General features: G+C 65.7%; 25 protein-coding genes and 1 riboswitch. Of the genes, 21 read left to right on the forward strand and 4 right to left on the reverse strand.

Annotation, left to right across the window (positions count from 1 at the left end):
• From cobN to cobJ, 5 genes are read left to right on the forward strand one after another with little or no spacing between them, the layout of a single operon-like run.
• Window positions 1-3294: a cobaltochelatase subunit CobN gene (gene cobN, locus K3752_RS11480; protein ID WP_260063299.1), complete on the forward strand. Its 3294-nt coding sequence runs from the start codon at window positions 1-3 to the stop codon at window positions 3292-3294.
• Window positions 3291-4418, forward strand: coding sequence for a precorrin-3B synthase (cobG, locus tag K3752_RS11485; protein WP_260063300.1), 1128 nt, complete (start codon window positions 3291-3293; stop codon window positions 4416-4418). Before cobN ends, cobG begins: the two co-directional genes overlap by 4 nt.
• Complete coding sequence (locus tag K3752_RS11490) at window positions 4418-5047, forward strand: precorrin-8X methylmutase (RefSeq protein WP_260063301.1); 630 nt, start codon at window positions 4418-4420, stop codon at window positions 5045-5047. Before cobG ends, K3752_RS11490 begins: the two co-directional genes overlap by 1 nt.
• On the forward strand, window positions 5044-5772 hold the full coding sequence (locus tag K3752_RS11495; RefSeq protein WP_170370782.1) for a precorrin-2 C(20)-methyltransferase: 729 nt from the start codon (window positions 5044-5046) through the stop codon (window positions 5770-5772). The genes K3752_RS11490 and K3752_RS11495 overlap by 4 nt, the downstream gene beginning before the upstream one ends.
• Window positions 5769-6521, forward strand: a complete 753-nt coding sequence (cobJ, locus tag K3752_RS11500; protein WP_170438064.1) for a precorrin-3B C(17)-methyltransferase — start codon at window positions 5769-5771, stop codon at window positions 6519-6521. The genes K3752_RS11495 and cobJ overlap by 4 nt, the downstream gene beginning before the upstream one ends.
• On the opposite strand, the gene K3752_RS11505 is transcribed toward cobJ, so the two are convergent.
• On the reverse strand, window positions 6494-7243 hold the full coding sequence (locus tag K3752_RS11505; protein ID WP_260063302.1) for a cobalt-precorrin-6A reductase: 750 nt from the start codon (window positions 7241-7243) through the stop codon (window positions 6494-6496). The genes cobJ and K3752_RS11505 overlap by 28 nt on opposite strands.
• Here K3752_RS11505 and cbiE point away from each other — a divergent pair.
• The 9 genes from cbiE (at window position 7242) to K3752_RS11550 (ending at window position 14088) form a co-directional block, all read left to right on the forward strand.
• Window positions 7242-8441, forward strand: a complete 1200-nt coding sequence (gene cbiE / locus K3752_RS11510; RefSeq protein WP_260063303.1) for a precorrin-6y C5,15-methyltransferase (decarboxylating) subunit CbiE — start codon at window positions 7242-7244, stop codon at window positions 8439-8441. The genes K3752_RS11505 and cbiE overlap by 2 nt on opposite strands.
• Window positions 8438-8806 carry a cobalamin biosynthesis protein gene (locus K3752_RS11515; protein ID WP_260066307.1) on the forward strand — a complete coding sequence of 123 codons (369 nt, stop codon included), beginning with the start codon at window positions 8438-8440 and terminating at the stop codon, window positions 8804-8806. Before cbiE ends, K3752_RS11515 begins: the two co-directional genes overlap by 4 nt.
• Window positions 8803-9597, forward strand: a complete 795-nt coding sequence (gene cobM, locus K3752_RS11520; RefSeq protein ID WP_260063304.1) for a precorrin-4 C(11)-methyltransferase — start codon at window positions 8803-8805, stop codon at window positions 9595-9597. The genes K3752_RS11515 and cobM overlap by 4 nt, the downstream gene beginning before the upstream one ends.
• Window positions 9590-10906 carry a cobyrinate a,c-diamide synthase gene (locus K3752_RS11525; RefSeq protein WP_260063305.1) on the forward strand — a complete coding sequence of 439 codons (1317 nt, stop codon included), beginning with the start codon at window positions 9590-9592 and terminating at the stop codon, window positions 10904-10906. Before cobM ends, K3752_RS11525 begins: the two co-directional genes overlap by 8 nt.
• A complete protein-coding gene (gene cobA, locus K3752_RS11530) occupies window positions 10903-11631 on the forward strand; it encodes a uroporphyrinogen-III C-methyltransferase (protein WP_260063306.1) in 729 nt (242 codons plus the stop codon). Before K3752_RS11525 ends, cobA begins: the two co-directional genes overlap by 4 nt.
• A complete protein-coding gene (cobF, locus tag K3752_RS11535; protein WP_170443311.1) occupies window positions 11624-12367 on the forward strand; it encodes a precorrin-6A synthase (deacetylating) in 744 nt (247 codons plus the stop codon). Before cobA ends, cobF begins: the two co-directional genes overlap by 8 nt.
• A 43-nt stretch (window positions 12368-12410) precedes the next feature.
• Window positions 12411-12620, forward strand: a riboswitch (cobalamin riboswitch).
• 35 nt (window positions 12621-12655) lie between these two features.
• Window positions 12656-12826, forward strand: coding sequence for a CbtB domain-containing protein (locus K3752_RS11540; protein WP_005981986.1), 171 nt, complete (start codon window positions 12656-12658; stop codon window positions 12824-12826).
• Window positions 12827-12830: 4 nt separating this feature from the next.
• Window positions 12831-13529, forward strand: a complete 699-nt coding sequence (locus K3752_RS11545) for a CbtA family protein (RefSeq protein ID WP_170337718.1) — start codon at window positions 12831-12833, stop codon at window positions 13527-13529.
• Window positions 13530-13593: 64 nt separating this feature from the next.
• Complete coding sequence (locus K3752_RS11550) at window positions 13594-14088, forward strand: hypothetical protein (RefSeq protein WP_170338190.1); 495 nt, start codon at window positions 13594-13596, stop codon at window positions 14086-14088.
• Here the strand turns inward: K3752_RS11550 and K3752_RS11555 are convergent.
• The gene (locus tag K3752_RS11555; protein WP_260063307.1) at window positions 14076-14420 is read right to left on the reverse strand and encodes a DUF1636 domain-containing protein; all 345 of its coding nucleotides are present in this window, start codon (window positions 14418-14420) and stop codon (window positions 14076-14078) included. The genes K3752_RS11550 and K3752_RS11555 overlap by 13 nt on opposite strands.
• 144 nt (window positions 14421-14564) lie before the next feature.
• Between K3752_RS11555 and K3752_RS11560 the strand changes: the two genes are divergently transcribed.
• The 7 genes from K3752_RS11560 (at window position 14565) to mdoH (ending at window position 24058) form a co-directional block, all read left to right on the forward strand.
• Entirely contained in the window at window positions 14565-15026 is a 462-nt protein-coding gene (locus K3752_RS11560) for a DUF302 domain-containing protein (protein ID WP_260063308.1), read from the forward strand.
• A 79-nt stretch (window positions 15027-15105) separates the two neighbouring features.
• Window positions 15106-16725: a thiamine pyrophosphate-binding protein gene (locus K3752_RS11565; RefSeq protein ID WP_260063309.1), complete on the forward strand. Its 1620-nt coding sequence runs from the start codon at window positions 15106-15108 to the stop codon at window positions 16723-16725.
• Window positions 16712-17896, forward strand: coding sequence for a CaiB/BaiF CoA-transferase family protein (locus tag K3752_RS11570; protein WP_260063310.1), 1185 nt, complete (start codon window positions 16712-16714; stop codon window positions 17894-17896). Before K3752_RS11565 ends, K3752_RS11570 begins: the two co-directional genes overlap by 14 nt.
• A 180-nt stretch (window positions 17897-18076) precedes the next feature.
• Window positions 18077-19447 (forward strand): tetratricopeptide repeat protein, encoded by a 1371-nt coding sequence (locus tag K3752_RS11575; protein WP_260063311.1) that lies wholly within the window; start codon window positions 18077-18079, stop codon window positions 19445-19447.
• A gap of 29 nt (window positions 19448-19476) precedes the next feature.
• Complete coding sequence (locus K3752_RS11580) at window positions 19477-20694, forward strand: OpgC family protein (RefSeq protein WP_093962610.1); 1218 nt, start codon at window positions 19477-19479, stop codon at window positions 20692-20694.
• The gene (locus tag K3752_RS11585; protein WP_170390553.1) at window positions 20691-22190 is read left to right on the forward strand and encodes a glucan biosynthesis protein; all 1500 of its coding nucleotides are present in this window, start codon (window positions 20691-20693) and stop codon (window positions 22188-22190) included. Before K3752_RS11580 ends, K3752_RS11585 begins: the two co-directional genes overlap by 4 nt.
• Window positions 22187-24058, forward strand: a complete 1872-nt coding sequence (mdoH, locus tag K3752_RS11590) for a glucans biosynthesis glucosyltransferase MdoH (protein ID WP_260066309.1) — start codon at window positions 22187-22189, stop codon at window positions 24056-24058. Before K3752_RS11585 ends, mdoH begins: the two co-directional genes overlap by 4 nt.
• Here mdoH and K3752_RS11595 read toward each other — a convergent pair whose 3' ends face one another.
• Complete coding sequence (locus K3752_RS11595) at window positions 24059-24874, reverse strand: PHB depolymerase family esterase (protein ID WP_260063312.1); 816 nt, start codon at window positions 24872-24874, stop codon at window positions 24059-24061. It lies immediately after the preceding gene.
• Complete coding sequence (locus K3752_RS11600; RefSeq protein ID WP_170402048.1) at window positions 24874-25344, reverse strand: rhodanese-like domain-containing protein; 471 nt, start codon at window positions 25342-25344, stop codon at window positions 24874-24876. The genes K3752_RS11595 and K3752_RS11600 overlap by 1 nt, the downstream gene beginning before the upstream one ends.
• Window positions 25345-25352: the final 8 nt, after the last annotated feature.

A 25352-nucleotide genomic window follows, 5' to 3' on the forward strand; every position in this document is an offset into this window, starting at 1 on the left:
ATGCACGTCGTCTTCCGCGAAAACCACGGGCTCGAAGAAACCGAGACCCCGACCGATCTGGGCCAGAGCCCGGCGGATCTGGTGGTGCTGTCCTTTTCGGACAGCGACCTGGGTGCTTTCGCGGCCGGCTGGCATCGCGGCGGCGGGCCCGAGGGGCGGATGCCCTCGTTGCGGCTGGCCAACCTGACGGCGCTGAAGCACCCATTGTCGGTCGATACCTATGTCGAGCAGACGCTGGAGGGTGCCAAGGGCATCCTGATCCGGCTGATCGGCGGAGTGCCCTATTGGTCCTACGGGTTGCAGCAGGTGCTGGCGCTGGCGCAGGCCAAGGGCATCGCGCTGGCGGTGCTGCCCGCCGACGGGCGCGAGGATACGCGGCTGGACGACTATTCCACCCTGCCGGTCTCGACCCTGCGGCGGCTGGCGCATCTGTGCGACACCGGCGGCGAGGTGGCCGCGCAGGCGGCGCTGGCGCAGATGGCGCTGGCGGCGGGGCTCTATGCCGGGCCGGTGATGGGGGCCAAGACTCTGCCCGAATGCGGCGCGTGGTGCCCGGATCGCGGCGTGATTGCGCCCGAGGACGCATTCGCGGGCGAAGGTCGGCGCATCATCGTGACGTTCTACCGCGCCTACCTGACCGCGGCCGATACCGCGCCGGTCGCGGCCCTGATCCGAGAAATCCGCGCGCGGGGTCATCAGGCGGTAGGGCTGTTCGCGCCCTCGCTCAAGGCGCCTGCGGCGGCGGAATGGCTGGCCGAGATTATCCCCGAGATGACGCCCTCGGCGATCATCAATGCCACCTCGTTTTCGGGCAAGGGCGCGTCGGGCACATCGCCCTTGGACGTGGCGGGCGTGCCGGTATTTCAGGTCGCGCTGGCCACTTCGCGCCGCAAGGCCTGGGCCGAGGCCGAACGCGGCATGTCGCCCGCCGATCTGGCCATGCATGTGGTCCTGCCCGAGGTGGACGGGCGTATCACAGCCGGTGTCGCCTCGTTCAAGGAGCCGGGCAAGCGCGACCCGCAACTGGAATATTCCCGTTTCACCCACCGGCCCGAGCCCGACCGGATCACCGCCATCGTCGACCGGGCGATGGCCTGGGTGGACCTGGCCGAGAAGCCAAAGGCGCAACAGGTCCCCGCGCTGGTCCTGTCCACCTATCCGGGCAAAGACTGGCAGATGGCCCATGCGGTGGGGTTGGACGCGCTGGCCTCGGCCGAGGCGATCCTGTCCGACCTGCAGGGCGCCGGCTATGACACCGCCCCCGCCGAACCGATTGCCGATACCTTGCTGGACGCCCGGATTTCCTGGCCGGTCTCGGCCTACCGCGCGGCGCTGGCGCAACTGCCCGAGGCGTTGCGCGCCAATCTGGAAACCGTCTGGGGCGCACCCGAGGACGACCCGACCTGTGCCGATGGGGCCTTCCACTTCACCGCGCTTCGGCGCGGCAAGGCGCTGGTGGCGTTACAGCCCGAACGCGGCACTCCGGAACTGCGCGACGACGAATACCACGACCTGTCGCGCACGCCCCGGCACGGCTACGTAGCCTTCTACCTGTGGCTGCGGCACGGGTTGGGCGCCGATGCGCTGATCCATATCGGCGCCCACGGAACGCTGGAATGGCTGCCGGGCAAATCGGTGGCGCTCTCGGCGGAATGCTGGCCCGAGGCGCTGATCGGCGATCTGCCGGTGACCTATCCGTTCATCGTGAACGACCCGGGCGAGGCCGCGCAGGCCAAGCGCCGGATCGGGGCGGTGACGCTGGGCCACATTCCTCCGCCGATGAAGCAAAGCAGCACGCCCGACCGCATGGTGCGGCTGGAATCGCTGCTGGACGAGTTCTCGAACGCCGACGGGCTGGACCCCAAGCGGCGCGACCGGCTGCAGGCCGATATCCGTGACGAAGCGCAGGCCATCGGGCTCGAGTCCGATCTGGGGCTGGATCAGGCCACCAGCACCGCCGAGGCGATCACCCGCATCGACCGTTTCGTCTGCGACATCAAGGAAAGCCAGTTCGGCGACGGGCTGCATGTCTTCGGCCGCGCGCCGCAGGTTGCGGGCAATTTCGACGCCGCTGCCTCGGCCCAGGCCGAACGCCAGGCCCTGCTGGATGCTCTGGCCGGCAAACGGATCGAGGCCGGGCCATCCGGCTCGCCCTATCGCGGGCGCACCGACGTGCTGCCCACGGGGCGCAACCTGTTCACCACCGATCCGAGATCCGTCCCCACACGCGCGGCTTATGCGCAGGGCGTGAAGCTGGCCGAAGAACTGGTGCGCCGCCACCTGCAGGAGGAAGGCGACTACCCCAAGGGCCTGATCGTCGATCTGTGGGGCTCGGCCACGATGCGCACGGCGGGCGAGGAATTCGCCATGGCGCTGCACCTGCTGGGCGTCAAACCGATCTGGGACCCGGGGTCGGAGCGCGTATCGGGCATCGAGGTTCTGCCGATCACCGACCTGGAGCGCCCCCGGCTGGACGTGACCCTGCGCGTCTCGGGCCTGTTCCGCGACGTGTTTCCGACCCTGTCGGCGCTGTTTGGTCAGGCGGTCCGCGCGCTGTCAGAACGCGACGAGGCGCCCGACTGGAACCCCTATGCCGGCTACGCTCCCGCCGCCCGCGTCTATGGCCCGGCGCCGGGCAGCTATGGTCTTAACATGACCCACCTGTCGGAAATCTATACCGACGAGGCGCGCGCGCAGGCCGGTCAGGCTTGGCTGGACGCCAGTGCCTTTGCGTTCGAGGGCGAGCACATTGCCCACGACCCCGACGGGATCACCCAGCGCGTGGCGCAGGCCGACAGCTTCGTGCACCTGCAGGACCTGACCGAGACCGACCTTCTGCTGGCCAATGACTATGCCACGCATGAGGCCGGCTTTGCCGCCGCCAAAAAGCTGACCGGCGGGCAGGCCCAGTTGTACCACCTAGACAATACCCGCCCAGAAACACCCCGCGCCCGCACCCTGCCCGAGGAAATCAGCCGCGTGGTCCATGCGCGCGCCGCCAATCCTGACTGGATTGCCGGAATGCAGCGCCACGGCTTCCGCGGCGCGGCCGAGATCGCCGCGACGCTGGATCACATGGCGTCTTTCGCGCATCTGTCAGGCAGCGTCGCCCCGCACCTGTTCGACCTCTATCACGATGCCACCCTCGGCAACCCGGAGGTGGACGCCTTTTTGCAGCAGGCCAATCCGCAGGCCCATCAGGCCATGCAGGACCGGTTCCGCGCGCTGTACGAGGCCGGGCTGTGGAACACCCGCCGCAACTCGATCCGCGCCGATCTGGAGGGGTTGGGATGAGCGCTCCGGTCGTCCAGGGCTGGTGCCCCGGCGCGCATCGCCCGATGATGTCCGGCGACGGGTTGGTGGTGCGGGTACGCCCGCGTCTGGCCCGGCTGAGCGCAGCCCAAACGCTGGGGCTGTGCGATCTGGCCCTGCGGTTCGGCAACGGCACCATCGACCTGACCAACCGCGCCAACCTGCAACTGCGCGGCGTGGCCGAGGCCGACCACCAGGCGCTGCTGGCCGAGATGTCGGCGCTGAACCTGCTGGACGCCGAACCGGGCATCGAGACCCGGCGCAACATTCTTGTGTCGCCGCTGTATCAGCCGGGCGACCTAACCGCGCGCCTGACACAGGCATTGATCGACCGGCTAGGCGATCTGCCCGCCCTGCCCGCCAAGTTCGGCTTTGCGGTGGATACCGGCGAGGCACGGCTGCTGGCCGGGGACTCGGCCGATATCCGGCTGGAGCGGGGACCTTCGGGGCTGATCTTGCGCGCCGACGGGGCCGAGACCGGCCGTTTGGTGACCGAAGATGAGGCGATTGATCGCCTGATCGATCTGGCCCGGTGGTTTGCGGAACGTTTCACTTCTGACACCCGCCGCATGGCCCGCCTGATCGCGGTGCAGGCTTTGCCCAAGGAATGGCAGGGCCCCGCCCCCGGCCCCACGGCACCGGCGCTGCAACCCGGCAACAGCGCAATCGGCCCAATCTACGGCGCGGCCTTCGGGCAACTGCCCGCCGCCGAGTTGCGTGCATTGGTCCAGGCCACGGGCGCCGCCGCCCTGCGCGTCACGCCCTGGCGGTTGTTCCTGCTGGAAGGCGGGGCGGCGATCCCCGCCCCGGCCTTCGTGACGGACGGCGCCGACCCTCTGTTGACCACCGACGCTTGCCCCGGCGCGCCATTCTGTCCGCAGGCGCAGGCCGAAACCCGGGCCATCGCCCGCGCACTGGCCCTGCGCGTGTCCGGCAGCCTGCATGTCTCGGGCTGCGCCAAGGGCTGCGCACGCATGGGCGCGGCCGATCTGACGCTGGTGGGCCGCGACGGGCGATTTGATCTTGTAAAACACGGCCGCGCGGGGGATGAGCCCCTCCAGCGCGGGCTGGACCCCGAAACACTGAAGACCATGGACCTGACCTGATGCCTTATGAATACGAAACCGACGGCGCGGCGATCTACAAGCAATCCTTCGCCACGATCCGGGCCGAGGCCGATCTGGCCCGTTTCGACCCCGACGAAGAACAGGTCGCCGTCCGCATGATCCATGCCGCCGGGATGGTCGGGCTGGAAGAATTCATCCATTTCTCGGACGGCTTCGTGCGCACCGCCCGCGCCGCGCTGGAAAACGGCGCGCCGATCCTGTGCGACGCGCGGATGGTGTCCGAAGGCGTCACCCGCTTTCGCCTGCCCGCCGACAACCAAGTCATCTGCACCCTGCACGACGACCGCGTGCGCCCGCTGGCCGAGAAGATGGGCAACACCCGATCCGCCGCCGCGCTGGAACTGTGGCGCCCGCATCTGGAGGGTGCGCTGGTGGCCATCGGCAATGCGCCCACAGCGCTGTTTCACCTGTTGAACATGCTCGAGGACCCCGACTGCCCCCGCCCCGCCGCGATCATCGGCTGCCCCGTGGGCTTTGTCGGTGCGGTCGAATCCAAGGACGCCCTCTGGGAGGCCCAGCCCGTCCCCAGCTGCATCGTCAAGGGCCGCCTGGGCGGCAGCGCCATCACCGTTGCCGCGATCAACGCCATCGCAAGCCGGGCGGAATGACCATGGGCACGATCTATGGCGTGGGCCTCGGCCCCGGCGATCCCGATTTGATGAGCGTCCGGGCCGACCGCCTGTTGCGCGGCGCGAAACACGTGGCCTATTTCCGCAAGCCCGGCCGAACCGGGCAGGCGCGCAAGATCGTCAACGGGATGATCCGCGACGATGCGGTCGAGTTCCCAATGGAATACCCCGTCACGACCGAGATCCCGGTCACCGATCCGCGCTACAACGCTCTGCTGGCCGAGTTCTACGAACGCTGCACCGCACGCTTGAAAGAACTGGCCGATCAGGGCGAGGACGTGGTGGTGCTGTGCGAGGGAGATCCGTTCTTTTACGGCTCGTTCATGCATCTCTACAGCCGCCTGCGCGACGTCGTGCCCGTCGAGGTGGTGCCGGCGATCACCGGCATGTCAGGCGCTTGGACGGCCTCGGGCGATCCGATCACTTGGGGCGACGACATCCTCACGGTGCTGATGGGAACCCTTCCCGAAGATGTTCTGGCAGACCGCATGGCGCGCACCGACGCGCTGGTGGTGATGAAGATCGGCCGCAACATCGACAAGGTGAAACGCGCGCTGAAAACGGCGGGCCTGTTCGACCGGGCCTGGATCGTGGAATACGCGCAGATGCCCAACCAGACCGTTCGCAAGCTGAGCGACGCCTGCACCGAGGTCACACCCTATTTCTCGATCATCATCGTGCACGGACAGGGGCGGCGGCCATGAGCGGCTGGGTCAAGATCGCCGGGCTTGGCCCCGGAAACGAGGCGCTGGTGACCTCCGAGGTGACCGCCGCCTTGGCCGAGGCGACTGATGTGGTGGGCTATATTCCCTACGTCGCGCGGGTGGCCAAACGGCCGGGCCTGACCCTGCACGCCAGCGACAACCGAGTCGAGATCGACCGCTCGCAGCACGCGCTGCGCATGGCGGCCGAGGGCAAGCGGGTGGTCGTGGTCTCGTCGGGCGATCCGGGCGTGTTTGCCATGGCCGCCGCCGTGTTCGAGGCGCTGGAAACCGGCCCGGACACCTGGCGTGAAATCCCTGTCGAGGTTCTGCCCGGCATCACCGCCATGCTGGCCGCGGCAGCCCGGGCGGGCGCGCCGCTGGGCCATGATTTCTGCGCCATCAACCTCAGCGACAACCTCAAGCCATGGGCCGTGATCGAGAAACGCCTGCGGCTGGCCGCGCAGGCCGATTTCGCAATGGCCTTCTACAATCCACGCTCGAAGTCGCGGCCTGAAGGCTTTGTGAAGACACTGGAAATCCTGCGACAGGAATGCGAGCCCGAGCGCCTGATCCTGTTCGCCCGCGCCGTATGTCGCCCAGACGAGGCGATCCACATCGCGACCCTGGCCGAGGCAACGCCCGACATGGCCGACATGCAGACGGTGGTGATCGTCGGCTCGTCGCTGACCCGCGTCATCGACCGGCCCATAGGCCCCATCGTCTATACGCCAAGGTCCACGCCGGAATGAGCCAGCCAGTCCAAAACCCGCGGCACGCTCGTCAACTCGACCCGGCGGGGCAGCCTGGGCCGGTCGATCATCAGCACCGGGATGCCCAGCGCTCGCGCGGCGTCCAGCTTGGCGCGCGCGCCGGTGCCGCCGGCGTTCTTGGACACCACCAGTTCAGTTCGGTGCCGGCGCATCAGCGCCGTGTCTTCTTCAACCGTAAAAGGCCCGCGCGACACGACCACGTCGCAATCGGCGAAGGGCAGCGGGCCGGGTTCATCGACCAGCCGCAGAAGATAGTGGTGCTGGGGCTGCGCCGCGAATTCCTCAAGATGCATGCGCCCCACCGCAAGGAACACCCGACGCGGCGGACCGGCCAGCGCGGCGACGGCGCCGGCGATGTCGGGCACGTGTTGCCACCGGTCGGCGGGCGCGGCCGTCCATTCTGCGCGGGTCAGCGCGGCCAGCGGCGTCTGCGTCTGCTGGCAGGCGGCGATGGCATTGCGGCTCATCTGCGCGGCAAAGGGATGGGTGGCGTCGATCACATGGGTCACGCCGGTGTCGCGGACGTGACGCGCCAGACCCTCGGCCCCGCCGAAGCCACCTACGCGCGTAGGCAGCGGTTGCGGCCGCGGGTTGTCGACCCGGCCCGCATAGGAATAGGTTGCCGCCACACCCAAATCCGCCACGGCGCGGGCCAATGCGTTGGCCTCGGTCGTGCCGCCAAGGATCAGGAGGTTGGGCATGTCTGAAACTCCGTGGCTGACCATTCTGGGCTTGGGCGAGGATGGACTGGATGGCCTGTCGCCCGCAAGCCGTCAAGAGCTGGAGCGCGCCGAGGTCATCATGGGCCCGCCCCGGCACCTGTCACTGGTTCCCGAAACCGGAGCCGAACGCATCGAATGGCCGGTGCCGTTCGCCGACGGGCTGCCCATCCTGCAGGGGTTGAAGGGCCGCCGCACGGTGGTTCTGGCCTCGGGTGATCCGTTCTGGTTTGGCGCCGGGTCGGTGATCGCGCGCAATTTCGCCCCTTGGGAGTGGGTGGCACGGCCGGGGCAGTCGACCTTCTCTCTGGCGGCCGCACGATTGGGCTGGCCGTTGGAAAACGTTGCCACCTTCGGCTTGCACGCCGCCCCCCTGACCCGCCTGCGTCCGCACCTGTCGCGCGGCTTGCGCGCCATCGTCCTGCTGCGTGACGGGGCCGCTGTGGCCGAGCTGGCCCGCTATCTGACCGAGACCGGGTTCGGCGAAACGACCCTGCACGTGATGGAGGCCCTCGGCGGCCCTCGGGAACGCGCGCGCAGCATGTCCCTGACCGAAGCCCTGCTGGACTCGTTCGAGCATCCGGTCTGCGTGGCGCTCGAGGTTGCGGGCGACGGGCGTGAGCTGCCCTTGGCCTCTGGCAAACCCGACGAGATTTTCGAAACCGATGGGCAGATCACCAAACGGCCGGTGCGCGCGCTGACACTGTCAGCGCTGGCGCCTGCGCGGGGCGAGCATCTGTGGGACATCGGCGGCGGCAGCGGATCGATCGGCATCGAATGGCTGATGTGCGACCCGTCCCTGACGGCCACCACGATCGAGCCGCGCGCAGACCGCGTCGCGCGCATCCGCGCCAATGCCGACGCGCTGGGGCAGGATCGGTTGCAGGTCATCCATGGCCGGGCGCCTGACGCGTTGAACGGCCTGCCCTTGCCTGACGTGGTGTTCATCGGCGGTGGGCTGAGCGACGCGCTGCTGGACTGGCTTGCGGCCAACCTGCCCTCGGGCACCCGGCTGGTGGCCAACGCCGTGACGCTGGAAAGCGAAGCATTGCTGAGCATTTGGCACGCCAAGCTGGGCGGCGACCTGCTGCGGATCGAACTGGCGCAGGCCGGCGACCTCGGCCCACGGCGCGGTTGGAAATCGGCCTATCCGGTCGTTCAGTGGAGCGTGACCCTATGATCGTGGCCGGGCTTGGATTTTCGTCCACCGCGACCTGCGCCAGCCTGCGGGCCGCGTTCGACCGCGCCACTGCCGGGCAGGCGGTGGACGCGCTGGCCACCGCCGCAGACAAGGCCGGCCACCCGGCGCTGGCCGAATTTGCCGCCGCCTGCGCCCTGCCCCTGCATTTCGTGGACCCGGCCGATCTGGCCGGGCAACGTACCCTTACCTGCTCGCCCCGCAGCCGCGCCACCCATGGCACCGGCAGCGTGGCCGAAGCTTCCGCCCTCGCCGCCGCCGGACCGGGCGCGCGGCTGCTTTCACCCCGACAGATCTCGGACGACCGGCTTGCCACCTGCGCGGTCGCCATCGGAGGACAGACATGACCGTTCATTTCATAGGCGCCGGACCGGGCGCCGCCGACCTTCTGACCCTGCGCGGACGCGACATCATCGCCGCTTGCCCGGTGTGCCTGTATGCCGGGTCGCTGGTGCCCGAAGAAATCCTGGCTCATTGCCCCGAAGGCGCCCGGATCGTGAATACCGCGCCGATGGATCTGGATCAGATCATGGCCGAAATTCAAGCCGCCCATGACGCCGGTCAGGACGTGGCCCGGCTGCATTCGGGCGACCTGTCGGTCTGGTCGGCGATGGGCGAACAGATCCGGCGCCTGAAACAGATGGGCATTCCAGTCAGCGTGACCCCCGGCGTTCCGTCCTTTGCCGCCGCCGCCGCCGCTTTGGGCACCGAGCTAACCCTGCCCGGGCTGGCGCAATCGGTGGTGCTGACGCGGACCCCGGGGCGCGCCTCGTCCATGCCCGAAGGCGAGACGCTGGAAAACTTCGCCCGCACCGGCGCCACACTGGCCATCCACCTGTCGATCGGCAATCTGGAAAAGGTGGTGGCCGACCTGACCCCCGCCTATGGCGTCGATTGCCCGGTGTCCGTGGTGTACCGCGCAAGCTGGCCTGACGAGCGAATCATCCGCGCCACGCTGGGCACGTTGAAGGACTCGCTGGACGAAAGCATCTCGCGCACCGCGCTGATCCTGGTCGGGCCGGCGCTGGCCGGTGAAGGCTTCGACGAAAGCTGCTTGTATTCCAAGACTTATGACCGTCGCTATCGTCCGCAAAGCGCCGACAGCCCGTGGTCAAGCTGGAGTCACGGCGATGACTAACCCGCCCGGACTGCTGATCTCGGCCCCATCCTCGGGCACGGGCAAGACCACGGTGATGCTGGGCCTGCTGCGCGCGCTGGCCGAGGACGGGCTGACGGTGCAGCCCTTCAAGAGCGGTCCCGACTACATCGACCCGGCCTTTCACCGGGCGGCGGCGGGGCGGGCCTCGTTCAACCTGGACAGCTGGGCGATGGGCGCGCCGTTGCTGGGCGCGATTGCGGCGCAGGCCCAAGGCGCCGACATCGTGGTGGCCGAAGGGTCGATGGGCCTGTTCGACGGAGTCGCCAAGCCGGGAGAACTGGGCCACGGGTCAAGCGCCGAAACCGCGCTGCGCATGGGCTGGCCGGTGGTTCTGGTGCTGGACGTGGGCGGACAGGCGCAATCGGCTGCGGCCACGGCGCTGGGGTTCCGGATGTACAACCCCGACCTGCCCTTTGCCGGCGTGATTCTGAACCGCTGCGCCAGCCCGCGCCACGAACGCCTGACCCGTCTGGGGATGGAGCGCGCGGGCCTGCCGGTTCTGGGCGTCCTGCCCCGGCGCGGCGACCTGACCCTGCCTGAGCGGCATCTTGGTTTGATTCAAGCGGTCGAGCACCCCGATCTGGAAAGCGCGATTGCCGGCTACGCGGCCTTTCTGCGTGAGCATGTGGAACTGGAGGCGATCAAGCGGGCGGCCTCCTCGGGCCCGATGGGGCCGTCGTCGGCCGCGCTGCCGCGCCCTCCGGCGCAACGGATCGCACTGGCCCGGGACGCGGCGTTTTCCTTTACCTATCCGCACCTTCTGGAAGGCTGGCGGGCGGCCGGGGCCGAGATCCTGCCGTTTTCTCCGCTGGCGGACGAGGCGCCGGCCCCGGATGCCGATCTGGTCTGGTTGCCCGGCGGGTACCCCGAACTGCACGCCGGAACCTTGGCTGCGGCAGAGCGGTTCCTGACCGGCTTGCGCAGACATGCCGAAACGCGGCCCGTACATGGTGAATGCGGCGGCTACATGGCCCTGGGCGAAGGGCTGATCGACAAGGACGGCACCCGCCACCGGATGGCCGGGCTGCTGGGCCTTGTCACTTCGTACGAGAAGCGCAAGTTCAACCTGGGCTATCGCCGAGCCGAGTTGCTGGCCGACATGCCCGGGTTCTCGGCCGGGACCGCGCTGCGGGGGCACGAGTTCCACTATTCCTCGATCGTCGAGCAGCCCGACGCGCCCTTGGCACGGGTTTTTGACGCCGAAGGCGCCGAAGGTCCGCAGACCGGATCGCGCCGCGGACATGTCACCGGTACGTTCTTCCATCTGATCGCAGAGGCCAGCGCATGAGCGGTTTCGTTTCCTTCATCGGGTCCGGTCCCGGCGACCCGGAATTGTTGACCCTCAAGGCCGTGGACCGGCTGCAAAAGGCCGATGCGGTACTGTTCGACGATCTCAGCAGCGGGCCGATCCTGAGCCATGCGCGCAAGGAGGCCGACCTTGTGGGCGTGGGCAAGCGCGCCGGGCGGCCCTCGCCCAAGCAGGACCATGTCAGCCGCCTGCTGGTCGAGTACGCCCAGACCGGCCAGCGGATCGTGCGGCTGAAATCGGGCGATGGCGGCCTGTTCGGACGCCTCGAGGAGGAGCTGGTGGCACTGCGCGCTGCCAGGATCGCGTACGAGATCATTCCGGGTATCCCCTCGGCCATTGCGGCGGCTGCGGCTGCGGGCATCCCGCTGACCCGGCGCCTGACCGCGCGGCGGGTGCAATTCGTCACCGGCCACGATGTCAGCGGGAAGCTTCCCGAGGACTTGAACCTGCCCGCGCTGGCCGACCCGGGTGCGACGACGGTGGTGTTCATGGGCAAGCGCACCTTTCCACTGCTAGCCGGCGCGCTGCACGCGCATGGGCTGCCGCTGGAGACCCCCGCGCTGATGGCCGAGTCGGTCTCGACGCCTGAGCAGTCGCTGCACCGGTCCACCGTCGGTGCCTTGGCCGAGCGCCTGGGTTCCGAGATCGGCACCGCGCCAGCGCTGATCCTTTATGGTCCGTTGGCGGAGTTCGACGATGATTGATCTGGTCTTGATCGGAATCGGCACCGGCAACCCGGACCACGTGACCTTTCAGGGCGCGCAGGCGATCCGCGCGGCCGATCTGATCCTGATCCCGCGCAAGGGCGCCAACAAGGCCGATCTGGCCGGCGTGCGCGAGGAAATCATCCGCAAGGTCACCGGCACACCGCCCCAAATCGCCTATTTCGACATCCCCGAGCGCCGGTCGCAAGATGGCTACCTGCGCGGCGTGGATGAATGGCACGACGCGATCGCCCTGCGCTGGCAGGAGGCGATGGCCCGGCACCCCAAGGCGCGCACCGTCGCCCTGCTGATCTGGGGCGACCCGTCGCTCTATGACAGTTCGCTGCGAATCGCGGCGCGGCTGGACCCGCAGCCGAACGCCACGGTGATCCCCGGCATCACGGCGCTGCAGGCGCTGACGGCGGCCCATGCCATGCCAATCAACGAGATCGGCGCGCCTTATCTGGTGACCACCGGCCGGCGCATCCGCGACGAGGGCTGGCCCAGCGACGCCGATACGGTTGCGGTGATGCTGGATGGCGAATGTTCGTTCCAGACGCTGGACATGGCCGATTTTGACATCTGGTGGGGGGCTTACGTTGGTATGCCCGAGCAGATCCTGATCAAAGGTCCGCTGGCCGATGTGGCCGATGAGATCCTGCGCACCCGCACCGAGGCCCGCGCCCGGCACGAGTGGATCATGGATATCTATGTTCTGAAAAAGCGCGGGAATTGACGCGAAAGGTCGCAAATGGCGATTGCGCCACAGCGGCATTCACGTCTAAATGGACGGGTCTGGTCCTGCCGGAGACATCCGGATGCTAAGAGGGAATTTGGTGCGGCCTGCGCGCAGGTCAAATCCGAAGCCGCCCCCGCGACTGTAAGCGGTGAGCCCTGTTCAACCAGCCACTCCCGATCCGTTCGGGGGGAAGGCGAACAGAGGCGCTGACCCGCAAGCCAGGAGACCTGCCAGGCGAACAATGAAACACCGGCCGTCGGGTGCGGCGGCACAGGAGGACAGAAAATGACGACACAAACGCAAACCGCATCAACGGCACGCGCTGGCATTCTTTCGGCAGTGTTCGCGGCAGCCCTGGGCCTGGGGATCATCACCCTGGCTGGTCACGTTCAGGCATCGGCGCTGCATGACGCCGCGCATGACGTGCGCCACGCAACCGGCTTCCCCTGCCACTAAACCAATGTTCAGTCGCATTCTGACCAGCGCGTTGTTCGCTGGTGCTGCAGCCGGGTTGATCGTCGCCCTGCTGCAGTTGGTATTCGTGCAACCCGTGTTGCTGCATGCTGAACTCTATGAATCCGGAGAGCTGGTGCATTTCGGAGCCGAAGCCGTCTCGGCCCATCCCGAACTGCCGGGCATGTTCTCGGACCTGACCCGCGACGGGCTGAGCGTGGTGTTCACCATGCTGACCTATACCGGCTATGCGCTGGTTCTGGTCGCCCTGATGTCGCTGGCCGAGGCGCAAGGCCACCCGGTTGACGGGCGCACGGGCGTGCTATGGGGGCTTGCCGGTTTCATCGCCTTTCACCTGGCGCCGGGCTTCACCCTGGCCCCCGAGGTTCCGGGTGTTGCCGCAGCCGACGTGTTCGCGCGGCAGATCTGGTGGTGGGCAACCGTCGCGGCTGCTGGTGTGGCCATGTGGCTGATCGCCTTTGGTGGCAACATCGTCAGCTATCTGGTTGCGGCCGTGCTGTTGATGGCCCCGCACCTGATCGGCGCGCCGGAACCCGACGTGTTCACCGGGCCGGTTCCGACCGAGATCGGGGCCCTGTTCGCAGCACGCGCCTTTGGCGTCGGCCTTGTGGCCTGGGTGCTGCTGGGTTCGTTTGCCGGGTATTTCTGGCAAAGCGAGGGCAAGCGCGTCGAAGCCGCGGCCTGATCCCCGAAATCCCACGACCCGCCGGCGCCCAACCGGCGGGTCATTTGCTTTTCAAGGAAACATGATGACACGCTCGCTTGCTCTTTTCGCGATCGGTCTGGTCTTTGGTGGGGGTGCCGGGTTCGTGCTGGCCGCGGCCAACGGCGTCACCTTCGATGGCCACGACCATTCCGACCCCGCCCAACATGGCGGCCATCACGCCGAGGCCATGGCCCATGACCACAGCGCCGCCATCAACCTGCCCGCCGGACCGGACGCGCCGGGGCTGGAGATCGCCGTCTCCCCCGACCCGATGGCGGGTTGGAACCTGCATGTGATGCCAAAAAACTTCCGCTTCTCGCCGGAGAACGCCTCGCTGGACAACAAGCCCGGCGAAGGCCATGCGCATGTCTATGTAAACGGCGTCAAGCTGGCCCGGCTTTATGGCAACTGGATGCACATTTCGGACCTGCCCAAGGGCGACACTACCATCGAGGTCTCGCTGAACGCCAACAGCCACAGCCCGCTGGCCGTGGATGGGGTGCCGGTCAGCGCCTCGGTCACGGTTCAGGTGGACTGAAACGCGGGGATCCGCGCCCGCAGACACAAGCGAAGCCGCCCGCACGGCCGGGCGTCTTCGATCCAGCCATTCGGGCTGTTCAGAATGGTCCGGCAGGTCGCCGCAATGTCATCGGCATCGGCAACCGGATCGATCCCCGAAAACACGTAGGACGCCAGGCTTTGCCCCTGCATCGCCACCACGGTCGGCTCATTGCAACCGCTGAAACAGGCGTGCTCGGCGATCTCGACCTGCCCGTCCACGCCCGCAGCGCGCAGGGCGTCCGATACGGCCTGACGCTCGGCCGGCAAGTCGCGCTCGCCCGCGCAGCTGCTGCAGATCAAAACACGCATGCCACTCGCCTGCCTTTTCCGTTTCACACTGTCGCTTGTGCGGGTTTCGCACCCCCGGCGCAAGCCCGCCGCCCACGATATTGTGACTGTACGCACCCGGGAATTCGGGAAGACTTGGGCCAACCACGACCTGGAGAGCCCGTGATGAAACGTCTTATGTTTTTCCTCGGCCTGCTGGCGCTGCCCGCGCTTGCTGCCGATATCGAACCACGGCCGGGTTGGGCCGTCCACCCGACGACCAAGACCCATGACGCGCTGGTGGCCGACACGATCGCAGCGGTCAAGGCAAACGGTCTGATCGTGGTAACGCAGGCCGGGCCCACCAAGGCCGCCGCCGCGCGCGGCATCACCATTCCGGGCAATCGGGTGATCGGCGTCTTCAACAACGACTATGCGGTGCGGGTTCTGGAACAATCGGTGCCCGCGATGATCGAGGCGCCGATCCGCCTGTACGTCACGGAAAACGAGGACGGGGCCGCGACGCTGTCCTACAAGACGCCCAGCCTGGTCTTTGCCCCCTACACCGATGGATCCGACGCCTTGCCCGCGATTGCCGCAGAGTTGGACGCCAAATTCGCCGCCATCGCCCAGACGGCTGTCAAATAGTCACACTGACGTGATGCGGCTTGCGCCGGCCCGGAACCTCCGCAATCTGCTGCGCAACGGAACTTACGGAGCTTGTTCGATGCAGGACCTGTCCCCCCGCGCTGCGGACCTTCTGGCGCAACGGCTGTACGAGGCCGGGTGCCGCCACGCCTTCGGCATGCCCGGAGGCGAGGTGTTGACCCTGGTCGATGCGCTGGAACAGGCCGGGATCACCTTTCACCTGACCAAGCACGAAAACTCGGCCGGTTTCATGGCCGAGGCGGTGCACCATCGCGATGGCGCGCCGGCGATTCTGGTGGCGACTCTGGGTCCTGGGGCCATGAACGGCATCAATGTCGTGGCCAACGCGCTGCAGGACCGGGTGCCGATGATCGTGCTGACCGGCTGCGTCGATGCCGACGAGGCGCTGACTTACACCCATCAGGTCATGGATCACGCGCAGGTCTATCGCTCGATCACCAAGGGCACGTTCACCCTGACGGCCAAGGGCGCCGACATCATCGCCGACAAAGCCGTGTCGCTGGCCACGCAGGCGCGACCGGGGCCGGTGCATATCGACGTACCGATCTCGGTCGCCGATACCCGGGTGTCTATCGCCAAGCGCCGACGGCTGACCCGGGCCGCCCGCGTCGCGCCGGAGGGCACATGCCTGGAGAAGGCCCGCCGCTGGGTGGCCGAGGCCGAGCGTCCGCTGGCGATCATCGGGCTGGACGTTCTGTATGACGACTCGCGCAGCGTGGTGCGGGCGTTTCTGGAACATTTCGGCATCCCGTTCGTCACGACCTACAAGGCCAAGGGCGTGGTGCCCGAGGATCACCCGCTGTGCCTGGGTGGCGCGGGCCTGTCACCCCTGGCCGACACGCAGCTTGTGCCGCTGGTCGAACAGGCCGACCTGATCCTGTGCCTGGGCTATGACCCGATCGAAATGCGCCCCGGCTGGCGCGAGATATGGGACCCGGACGAGAAACGCGTGATCGACATTTCGGCCATGGTGAATGACCACTACATGCACCAGGCAGGGCTGAACCTGGTGGCCGATACCGGCGCCACGCTCGAGGCGATCGCCAAGGGCAACCCTGCGCGACCGACTTGGCCCCAAGGCCAACCGGCGCAGGTCAAGGCCGCCTTGGCCGCGGCCTTTCCCATCGATGACGACTGGGGCCCCGCCGCCGTGATCGCCGAGACCCGCGACACCCTGCCCCCCGAAACACTGGCCACCGCCGACAGCGGCGCGCACCGCATCCTTCTCAGCCAGATGTGGCAATGCTCCGAGGCGCGCGGCCTGATCCAGTCTTCGGCGCTGTGTACGATGGGGTGCGCCGTTCCGATGGCGATCGGCCTGAAACTGGTCGAACCCGACCGCCCGGTCATCAGCTTTTCCGGCGATGCCGGGTTCCTGATGGTGGCCGGTGAGTTGTCGACCGCCGCGGAAATGGGCGGAAACCCGATCTTTCTGGTCTTTGTCGATGCCAGCCTGGCACTGATCGAGCTGAAACAGCGCCAGCGCCAGATGGGCAACCGGGGCGTCGATTTCGACCGGCATGACTATGCCGCGATGGGCCGGGCGTTCGGCGGCAACGGCCATACCGTGCGCAACCGCGCCGAACTGCGCGCGGCGCTGCAGGCCGCGATGACCGCCGACACGTTCACGGTGATCGCCGCCGAGATCGACCGCGGAGGCTATGATGGCCGCATCTGAAGGGCCGCTGAAGGGCGTCAAGGTTCTGGATTTGTCGCGCATTCTGGCCGGCCCGACCTGCACGCAACTGCTTGGCGATCTGGGCGCCAGCGTGATCAAGGTGGAAAACCCGGCCACCGGTGGCGACGATACCCGCCAGTGGGGGCCGCCCTATGTCACCGATGCGGATGGCAACCCGACCGATCAGAGCGCCTATTTCATGGCCGCGAACCGCAACAAGAAGTCCGTCGCCATCGATATCGCCACGCCAGAGGGGCAGGCACAGATCCGGCGGCTGGCCTCTCATGCTGACATCCTCATCGAGAATTTCAAACCCGGCGGGCTGGCCAAATACGGGCTGGACCATGAAACCTTCTCGCGGGACTTTCCGGGGCTGATCTACTGTTCGATCTCGGGCTACGGCCAGACCGGCCCGAACGCGGCCAAGCCGGGCTATGACCTGATGGCGCAGGGCTATGGCGGGATCATGTCGCTGACGGGCGAACCGGATGGAGCCCCTATGAAAGTCGGCGTGGGCATCGCCGACGTGATGTGCGGCATGTACGCGACCGTCGGCATTCTGGCGGCGCTGCGCCACCGGGATCAGACCGGCGAAGGCCAGCAGATCGACATCGCACTGGTCGACAGCCAGATCGCATGGCTGATCAACGAGGGCGTGAACTATCTGACCTCGGGCCAGGTTCCACAGCGGCGCGGGAATGGGCACCCCAACATCGTGCCCTACGATGTTTATGAAACCGCCGATGGACACGTCATTCTGGCCGTGGGAAATGACAGCCAGTTCCGGCGTTTCTGCGGCTTTCTGAAGCTGGGTCACCTGCCCGACGATACGCGGTTCGCCACCAACCCGGCCCGGCTGGAACACCGCGACGCATTGAACGCCGTTCTGCGGCCCGCGCTACAGCGGCTGGAGACCAAGGCCGTCATCGATGGCCTCGAGGCGCTGAAAGTGCCGGTCGGGCCGGTTCAGACGCTGGATCAGGTCTTTGCCTCGGATCAGGTGGCGGCGCGGGGGATGCAAGTGGATATGCCAGCCCGGCCCGGCCCGGTGCGGCTGATCGGGAATCCATTGAAGTTGTCCCGCAGCCCGGTGACCTATCGCTCTGCTCCGCCCGAGTTCGGCGCTGACACGCAAGCGGTTCTGAACGCGGAAAACCCCTTCGAGGATTGAAACACTCTGCCTTTTTCGGCGGCAAGTCGCTGAAACATGTCATTGAATCGGCGATTTTTTTCGCTTTTTGCGAACACAAGCTTTCACCAATTCGAGAGCAGGCCCGATACTGTTACGTCCCGTCTGCACACTCTGCTAAGTCCAAGAGTGTGAGTTTTTGCAACCAGATTGGACCCAAGCATGCAGCAAGATGTTTTCGGACAGATGAACACCCTGACCCACCCGGACAGCGCCGAAGCGTGGAATGGTGTTCTGCTTGGTTTCATGGCGCACGCAGCGGTCACACCTCAGCATCTGGGCAAGGTGCTTGAGCTTGAACCGGGCTTTGCGCTTGGACATGCCATCAAGGGGCTGTTCATGGTTCTGTTGGGGCGCAGGGAAATGATGGAGGTCGCCCATCAGGCCGCCGCCGCCGCAAAGAGTGCGGCCGCTGAGCAGCCGATTTCGGCCCGCGAGACATTGTATCTTGAGGCCCTGGATCACTGGCTGGCAGGCCAGCCCACCCGCGCCGTGCAAACCTTCGAGGCAATTCTGCGCAGCCACCCTGATGACACGCTGGCCATGAAACTCAGCCACGCGACCCGTTTCGTGTTGGGTGACTCCGCAGGGATGCGACGCTCGATCGAACGGGTTCTGCCAGCTTATGCGCCTGATCACCCCGGTCGTGGATACCTGCTTGGGTGCCATTCCTTTGCGTTGGAAGAAACCGGTGCCTACGAAAAGGCCGAAATCGCAGGGCGGCAGGCTCTGTGGATGGTTTCCGACGACGCGTGGGGCCTGCACGCAGTCGCCCACGTGCACGAAATGACGGGCAATGCGCAATCCGGTCTGGACTGGCTGGCCGGGCGCGAGGCTGCCTGGTCCCACTGCAACAACTTCCGCTATCACGTGTGGTGGCACAAGGCGTTGATGCATCTGGATCTGGGTCAGATCGACCAGGTGCTTGATCTGTACGACGACGAGATTCGCCAGGACAAGACAGATGACTATCGCGATATTTCGAATGCGACCTCGCTGTTGTCGCGGCTCGAGCTTGAAGGGGTGGACATTGGCACCCGATGGGAAGAACTGGCCGACCTGAGCGCCGCCCGCACCGAAGACAGCTGTCTGATTTTCGCCGATTTGCATTACCTTCTGGCACTGACTGGTGACAACAGGCCCGACTCGACCGCCAAGTTATTGGCCCGCATTCACAAGGACTCCCAACAGCCCGCAACCGACACGGCACGTCGCATGGCCGACCCGGGCTTGGCCGCCGCCATTGGCCTTGAGGCATTTGGAAAAGGCGATTATCTCCAAGCCTTCGAGCATCTTGCAAATGCGCGAAATTCGATGCAATTGGCCGGCGGCAGTCACGCCCAGAGGGATGTTTTTGAACGCATTACAATCGATTCCGGCCTGCGTGCCGGACGCCTCGATGATGTCGAGCGCATTTTGGACGACCGCAAGGCCAAACGGTCCGGCACCGAAGACAATTACGCCCTCGCGCGCCGCGCTCTAATCAGTTCGGCCCGCGACCAATCCGGTGTGCAAAGCGTACCGGCTGAATAACAAGACGACCACAAAGGACAGAGAAACGAATGGCGACCGCATCGCCCGCTTCTGATTTTGCGCCGGTGGCGGCATCCTCCGCCCCCGCTGCCACAACCCGCGACCCGCGGCTGGATTTCTATCGCGGTATTGCGATGTTCATCATCCTGATCGCGCACATCCCGAACGACCCTTGGGCCAGATGGATCCCGGCCCGTTTCGGATTCTCGGACGCGACTGAAATCTTTGTTTTCTGCTCGGGCATGGCTTCGGCGATCGCCTTTGGCGGCGCGTTCGAACGCAAGGGCTGGTGGATGGGTACCGCCCGGGTCAGCTTCCGCATCTGGCAGGTCTACTGGGCCCATATTTGCCTGTTTTTCTTTGTCGCCATGTCCATGGCAGCACTGGATCTGTCCGGAGCCTTCGACAAAAGCTATGTCTCGGGATTGAACCTGCAGCATTTCTTCAACGACCCGATGCCACAGATGGTGGGGCTGTTCACCCTGACTTATGTGCCGAACTATTTCGACATCCTGCCGATGTACCTGGTCGTTCTGGCAATGATGCCGATGTTCATGGGCTTGTCGCGCCTCAGCATCTGGGCGGTCGGGTTGGTCTCGGTCGCGATCTGGCTGGTGGCGCAGACCGGTATGCTGGCGCTTCCGGCCGAACCGTGGTCGGACCGCCAGTGGTTCTTCAACCCGTTTGGATGGCAGTTGCTGTTTTTCACGGGCTTTGCATTCATGCGGGGCTGGATTCCTGCGCCGCCGGTTTCCAAGACACTGATCTGGGCCGCGGCATTGTTCCTTGTCCTCTCAGCCCCGTTCGGATCGTGGAAAGTGTTCTTGTGGGTCCAGGCGGCCGCCCCGGATCTTGCCGAGAACATCCGAAAGGTCTGGCCCCTGACAAGCGAGCTGCGCGAAAAAACCGATTTCGGCCTGTTCCGGTACATGCACTTCCTGTCGCTGGCCTACCTGGGGTGGGTGGCTGCAGGGCAACATGGGCATCGCCTGATCGCCACCGGCAACACGATCGGCGCGCAGCTGTGGCGATGGATCCTGAAGCAGATCACCAAAGTGGGCCAGCAGTCCTTGGCGGTATTTGTATTTTCCATGGCAGCAGCACGACTTATCGGCGTTTTCCTCGACGAATTTGGGCGGGATTTTGCCACCGTTCTGGCCGCAAATCTAATTGGATTTGCATTGATCATCGGCGTGGCTTATCTGGCCGCTTGGTTCAAATCACACCCATGGAAATCGAAGTCATGAAGTTCACGCGTCGTGCATTCCTTGCGTCGACTACGGCGCTGGCCTTCGCCCCGGCCACCTTTGCCACCGGTGGCGAGGTGCCATTCGATCGGGCCGACATCATCGCCCTTGCCCGCGATCTGGCCAGCCGCCCCTACGAGGCGCGCGAAACCGTTCCGCAGGCGTGGCAGGACCTCACTTACGAACAGTACCGCTCCATCCGTTTCCGGCTGGACCGTGCGCTCTGGTACGGGACCGATACGCCGTTCAACGTCGATTTCTTCACCCCCGGCCTCTACTTTCCGCGAACCGTTCAGGTCTCGGCGGTTGAGAACGGGATGACCGCGCCGGTTGCCTTCGACCTCGAGATGTTCGACCGGGCCGAGGATGTCCCCGATCTGCCCGTAGACGAAACGCTGGGTTTTTCGGGTTTCCGGCTGCGCACCGAGATGCATCGCCCTGGCAAGACGGACGAGTTCTGCGTGTTTCAGGGAGCCAGCTATTTCCGTGCCATCGGCCTGCACGAGGTCTATGGTCTGTCGGCCCGTGGTCTTGCACTAAAAACCGGGGATCCCGAGGGCGAAGAATTTCCGGATTTCATCCGATTTTGGCTGGAGCGCCCAAAGCCCGGCCAGCGCAACATGATCGTTCACGCCCTGATGGACAGCCCCAGTGTGACCGGCGCCTATCGGTTCGATATCTCGGCCGGCGCTGACTGCATCATGGAGGTGCAGGCAACCTTGTTTGCTCGGGAAGAACTTCCCCATGTTGGGATCGCTCCGGGGACGTCGATGTTCCTGTTCGATCAGACCAATCACAACCGGTTCGACGATTTCCGTCCGGCCGTGCACGACAGCGACGGGCTGATGATCCGAAACGGGGCGGGAGAAGTGATTTGGCGCCCGCTCGCCAATCCCAAGAGATTGCAGGTGTCCTCATTCGTCGACATGAATCCTCGCGGGTTCGGACTGATGCAGCGCAAACGCGCGTTTTCCGACTATGCCGACCTCGAGGCGCAATACCACAAGCGCCCCGGCCTTTGGGTCGAGCCGATGGGCGATTGGGGTAAAGGTACGGTCACTTTGGTCGAAATTCCGGCCGATCAGGAGATCTACGACAACATTGTCGCCTATTGGCGTCCCGCGGAACCGGTCGCTGCCGGTGCTCAGCTCGACTTGTCGTACCGCCTGATCTGGGGCGAGGAACCTCAGCGGACCGCCATGCCGCGAGTGATCAACACCGCAATGGGCGAGAACACTTTTGGCGAAGGACGGCTTGCGGTGATCGACTTCGAAGCCAGCGAGTTGTTCGACGATCCGGACGCCCTCAGCGTGTTCGTGCAGTCGCCTCATGCGGAAACCTCGGACGGGGTTCTGCAACGCAACCCGGATACGGGCGGTTTGCGTCTGGCCTTTTCGTTTCAACCCGGCGACCGCGACCACGTCGAATTGCGCGCGCAACTGAGGCTGGGTGACGAGCCTGCCTCGGAAGTCTGGATGTACAGATGGACAGCATGAACCCGGACCTGAAAATCATGCCACCCGAGGCACCGCTGGCAATGCCGGAGCAGGACTTTGGCGCCGGGTTTCGGGACGCCCAAGCGCCTGCGGATGCCCGCCGCTCGTCGGCGGGCCTATGGCGCGCATTGGCGTTTTCCCCGGCCATGGCCGCCTCGGTTGCTTTGTTGTGGGTCATGGCGGACTGGTTCGACGCCGAAGGGATAAACGTGGTCGAAGCCATCCTGTTGGCATTGATTTCGTTCAATTTCTTCTGGATTTCCTTCACGGTCTGCACCGTCCTGCTGGGCATGATCTCTCTGGCCCGGCAAGAGCGCCCGGTACGGCAGGGTCGCGCGCAGCCACTGCGGGTCGCTTTGCTGATGCCCGTCTACAACGAAGTGCCGTGGAACGTGTTGGGCAATGCCCGCACGATGCTCGAAGAACTGCGCGCCCGAGGGGGCAAGCATCACTATGCGATGTTCATCCTGTCCGACACCCGCGATCCGGAAATCGCGGCCCAGGAACAGGCCAGCATCGAGGCGCTGCGTACCACGCTGGCCCCGGGTCTTGAGCTGTATTACCGACGCAGGGAACAGAATACGGACCGCAAGGTCGGCAATATAGCTGATTGGGTCAGCCGCTGGGGTGGCGCTTGGGATGCAATGCTGGTTCTGGACGCCGACAGCTTGATGACCGGGCGCGCGATCGCGCGGCTGACCGACGCGCTGGCCCGCGATCCCGGCGCCGGCCTGATCCAAAGCTATCCGCAACTGATCGGTGCCCAGTCCGTCTTTGCACGGATGCAGCAGTTCGCCAATGGTGTGTACGGCATCGCGTTCGCCGAGGGCCTGTCCCGTTGGTGTGGCCAGGAAGGCAATTATTGGGGCCACAACGCCATCATCCGCACCAAGGCCTTTGCGACCTGTGCGGGTCTGCCCAAGCTGCGCTCGCTCTCGGGCCAGGAACAACTGATCATGAGCCACGACTTCGTCGAGGCCGGGTTGCTGCGCCGCGCCGGTTGGGGCGTTCGCTTTCTGCCGCGCATCCGAGGCTCGTACGAGGAAACACCGCCGACATTGATCGACCACGCCCTACGCGACCGCCGCTGGTGCCAGGGCAACCTGCAGCATCTGCGTCTGCTCGGCTCGACCGGGTTTCGGGCCGTGTCGCGGTTTCATCTGTTCCACGGCGCCGTCGGATACCTGATGTCACCCTTGTGGTTCGCACTGCTGGTCATGTGGGCGTTGATCGGTCAGGGCAAGGATGCTTCGGTGCTGCACTATTTCAGCCCCGACAATCCGATGTTCCCCCAGTGGCCGGAAATGACCGAAACGCGGCATGTTCTGATCATCCTTGTCATGTACGCGATGCTGCTGGCCCCCAAGATTCTGGGTGCACTGGCATTGCCCCTCAGCGGTGTTCGCTATGAAGATTTCGGCGGCCGGACCCGGTTTCTTGCGTCATTCCTGTTCGAGGTCGTGCTGTCGATCCTGTACGCACCGATCCTGATGGTGCAGCAGATGATCGCCGTGTTCCGTACCCTTATCGGTGTGCAAAAAGGCTGGACTCCGCACGCACGGGATGGCGGCGCCTATGGGCTGCGGACGCTGATCGTGTGTCACGCGCTCGAAACCATCAGCGGCTTCGCGCTGAGCGCGGGTATCCTGGCCGGGTTGGTCTCGGTCTGGTTGGCTCCGATCGCCATCAGCCTGACCTTTGCGGTACCGCTCTCCGCACTCAGCGGCGTATCTGCGGCAGCAGCGCGTCGCATGGTCGGCATGCCCGAGGATTTCCACGAGCCCGCCATCACGCGGGCGGCACGTTCGCATCGCAACGAGTTGAAACGCCTGATCGAGGGCAAAGGAACCATGACCCCGGCGGAATGATCACCCGCCGGGCAACCCTTCGTACCAATCCAGCATCATGTCGGCCCAGCCCCGCGGAACTGTATGACCGCCGGGAAACAGAGCGAACTCCAATGCACTGCCGTCAGCACAGGCGGTCCACTTGCGGCGCATGAATTGGCCTGTCGTTGAAAACCCGTCCGGACGGTTGTCGGCGCATTCGTTGGCCTGCCGCCAGATTTCAAGCCCGGCGAAGATGTCGCCCTGAAGGAACCGACCGCCGCCCAGTGCGCGCCCCTCCAGCGGCACCACGTTGTCGGTCCAGCCATGTGTGTGGAACAGGCGCACGGGCCCCGCACAACTTTCGGGATGCGGACGCCAGAATCCGCCTGAGACAGGCACGTAGGCCGAGAATGCCTCGGGATCGGCGCAGGCCAGATAGTTCACCATGAAGCCGCCGGCCGAGAATCCCCCCAGCACCACGCGGTGGTCATCTACCCCGAACTGTTGGACCGCATCCGCAACAACTTCCTTCAGGAACGCGGCTTCGTCACGCCCGTCCCAACCCGGATAGAAGTTCCAGCTCTTTCGCCCGTTGCGCTCGGCCCCCTCGGGTGCCATGACCGCGTATCCCCGCGCCAGCAAGGGTTCGACCATGCCGCGGTTTTTCATGGTCCCCTGCGCGCTGCCGCCGTACCCGTGCAGGAACACGACCAATGGCGGGTTGCTTTCTTCCGGCAGCTCGATGCGATAGCTTCCGGTTGCAGTCTCGCAAACACCCTGATCCTGCCCACACGCGGCCACTGCCGGAGTTGCGGCGGTTGCGACCAACACAGCCAACAGATCCCTGAGCCTCATCACGCCCCCTCCGAATACGCCTGCACCGGCAGCCCGGCCCGCACCCAGCCCGGACCTGCGGCTGACCCCAGCATCCCTTCGGGCACGTCAAGAATGTTGCCGTAGCCTGCCTCGGTCAACCTGTTGCCAAGCCGCGCTGACCGCACACCACGGGCGCAGATCAAGGCAATCGGCCGCCCCTTGTCACCGCCAGACAGGCGATCCAACACATCCAGAAAGTCTTCACGGCGCATGTCCAGCGGTTGGGCGCCCTGCCCGATGCCTGAGGCCCGCCATTCGCGCGGGGTCCGAATGTCGAGCAACAGGATTTCCCCCGCAACAGCCTTTTCGTGCGCCTGAGCGACGGTCAACGTACCGCCAGAAAAGTCTTCGGGGATCAGACGGTATTCACGGATCGCAAAACCCGCGAGAACAGCGGCCGCGCCCCCAAGGAACACGCCTCTGCGGCTGAGCCTGGTTGTGATCGCCAATGTGCACC

The sequence above is a fragment of the Ruegeria sp. B32 genome (assembly GCF_025141855.1).
Classification (GTDB): domain Bacteria; phylum Pseudomonadota; class Alphaproteobacteria; order Rhodobacterales; family Rhodobacteraceae; genus Ruegeria; species Ruegeria arenilitoris.

Bases quoted from the DNA above. Each gene is read 5' to 3' on its own strand.
- K3752_RS11575 (WP_260063311.1), top strand. From the start codon at position 18,077: ATGCAGCAAGATGTTTTCGGACAGATGAACACCCTGACCCACCCGGAC.
- cbiE (WP_260063303.1), top strand. From the start codon at position 7,242: ATGTCTGAAACTCCGTGGCTGACCATTCTGGGCTTGGGCGAGGATGGA.
- K3752_RS11550 (WP_170338190.1), top strand. From the start codon at position 13,594: ATGACACGCTCGCTTGCTCTTTTCGCGATCGGTCTGGTCTTTGGTGGG.
- K3752_RS11495 (WP_170370782.1), top strand. From the start codon at position 5,044: ATGACCATGGGCACGATCTATGGCGTGGGCCTCGGCCCCGGCGATCCC.
- K3752_RS11525 (WP_260063305.1), top strand. From the start codon at position 9,590: ATGACTAACCCGCCCGGACTGCTGATCTCGGCCCCATCCTCGGGCACG.
- K3752_RS11565 (WP_260063309.1), top strand. From the start codon at position 15,106: ATGCAGGACCTGTCCCCCCGCGCTGCGGACCTTCTGGCGCAACGGCTG.
- K3752_RS11580 (WP_093962610.1), top strand. From the start codon at position 19,477: ATGGCGACCGCATCGCCCGCTTCTGATTTTGCGCCGGTGGCGGCATCC.
- cobG (WP_260063300.1), top strand. From the start codon at position 3,291: ATGAGCGCTCCGGTCGTCCAGGGCTGGTGCCCCGGCGCGCATCGCCCG.
- K3752_RS11545 (WP_170337718.1), top strand. From the start codon at position 12,831: ATGTTCAGTCGCATTCTGACCAGCGCGTTGTTCGCTGGTGCTGCAGCC.
- cobA (WP_260063306.1), top strand. From the start codon at position 10,903: ATGAGCGGTTTCGTTTCCTTCATCGGGTCCGGTCCCGGCGACCCGGAA.
- K3752_RS11540 (WP_005981986.1), top strand. From the start codon at position 12,656: ATGACGACACAAACGCAAACCGCATCAACGGCACGCGCTGGCATTCTT.
- K3752_RS11555 (WP_260063307.1), bottom strand. From the start codon at position 14,420: ATGCGTGTTTTGATCTGCAGCAGCTGCGCGGGCGAGCGCGACTTGCCG.
- cobM (WP_260063304.1), top strand. From the start codon at position 8,803: ATGACCGTTCATTTCATAGGCGCCGGACCGGGCGCCGCCGACCTTCTG.
- cobN (WP_260063299.1), top strand. From the start codon at position 1: ATGCACGTCGTCTTCCGCGAAAACCACGGGCTCGAAGAAACCGAGACC.
- K3752_RS11515 (WP_260066307.1), top strand. From the start codon at position 8,438: ATGATCGTGGCCGGGCTTGGATTTTCGTCCACCGCGACCTGCGCCAGC.
- K3752_RS11595 (WP_260063312.1), bottom strand. From the start codon at position 24,874: ATGAGGCTCAGGGATCTGTTGGCTGTGTTGGTCGCAACCGCCGCAACT.
- cobF (WP_170443311.1), top strand. From the start codon at position 11,624: ATGATTGATCTGGTCTTGATCGGAATCGGCACCGGCAACCCGGACCAC.
- K3752_RS11560 (WP_260063308.1), top strand. From the start codon at position 14,565: ATGAAACGTCTTATGTTTTTCCTCGGCCTGCTGGCGCTGCCCGCGCTT.
- mdoH (WP_260066309.1), top strand. From the start codon at position 22,187: ATGAACCCGGACCTGAAAATCATGCCACCCGAGGCACCGCTGGCAATG.
- K3752_RS11570 (WP_260063310.1), top strand. From the start codon at position 16,712: ATGGCCGCATCTGAAGGGCCGCTGAAGGGCGTCAAGGTTCTGGATTTG.
- cobJ (WP_170438064.1), top strand. From the start codon at position 5,769: ATGAGCGGCTGGGTCAAGATCGCCGGGCTTGGCCCCGGAAACGAGGCG.
- K3752_RS11505 (WP_260063302.1), bottom strand. From the start codon at position 7,243: ATGCCCAACCTCCTGATCCTTGGCGGCACGACCGAGGCCAACGCATTG.
- K3752_RS11585 (WP_170390553.1), top strand. From the start codon at position 20,691: ATGAAGTTCACGCGTCGTGCATTCCTTGCGTCGACTACGGCGCTGGCC.
- K3752_RS11490 (WP_260063301.1), top strand. From the start codon at position 4,418: ATGCCTTATGAATACGAAACCGACGGCGCGGCGATCTACAAGCAATCC.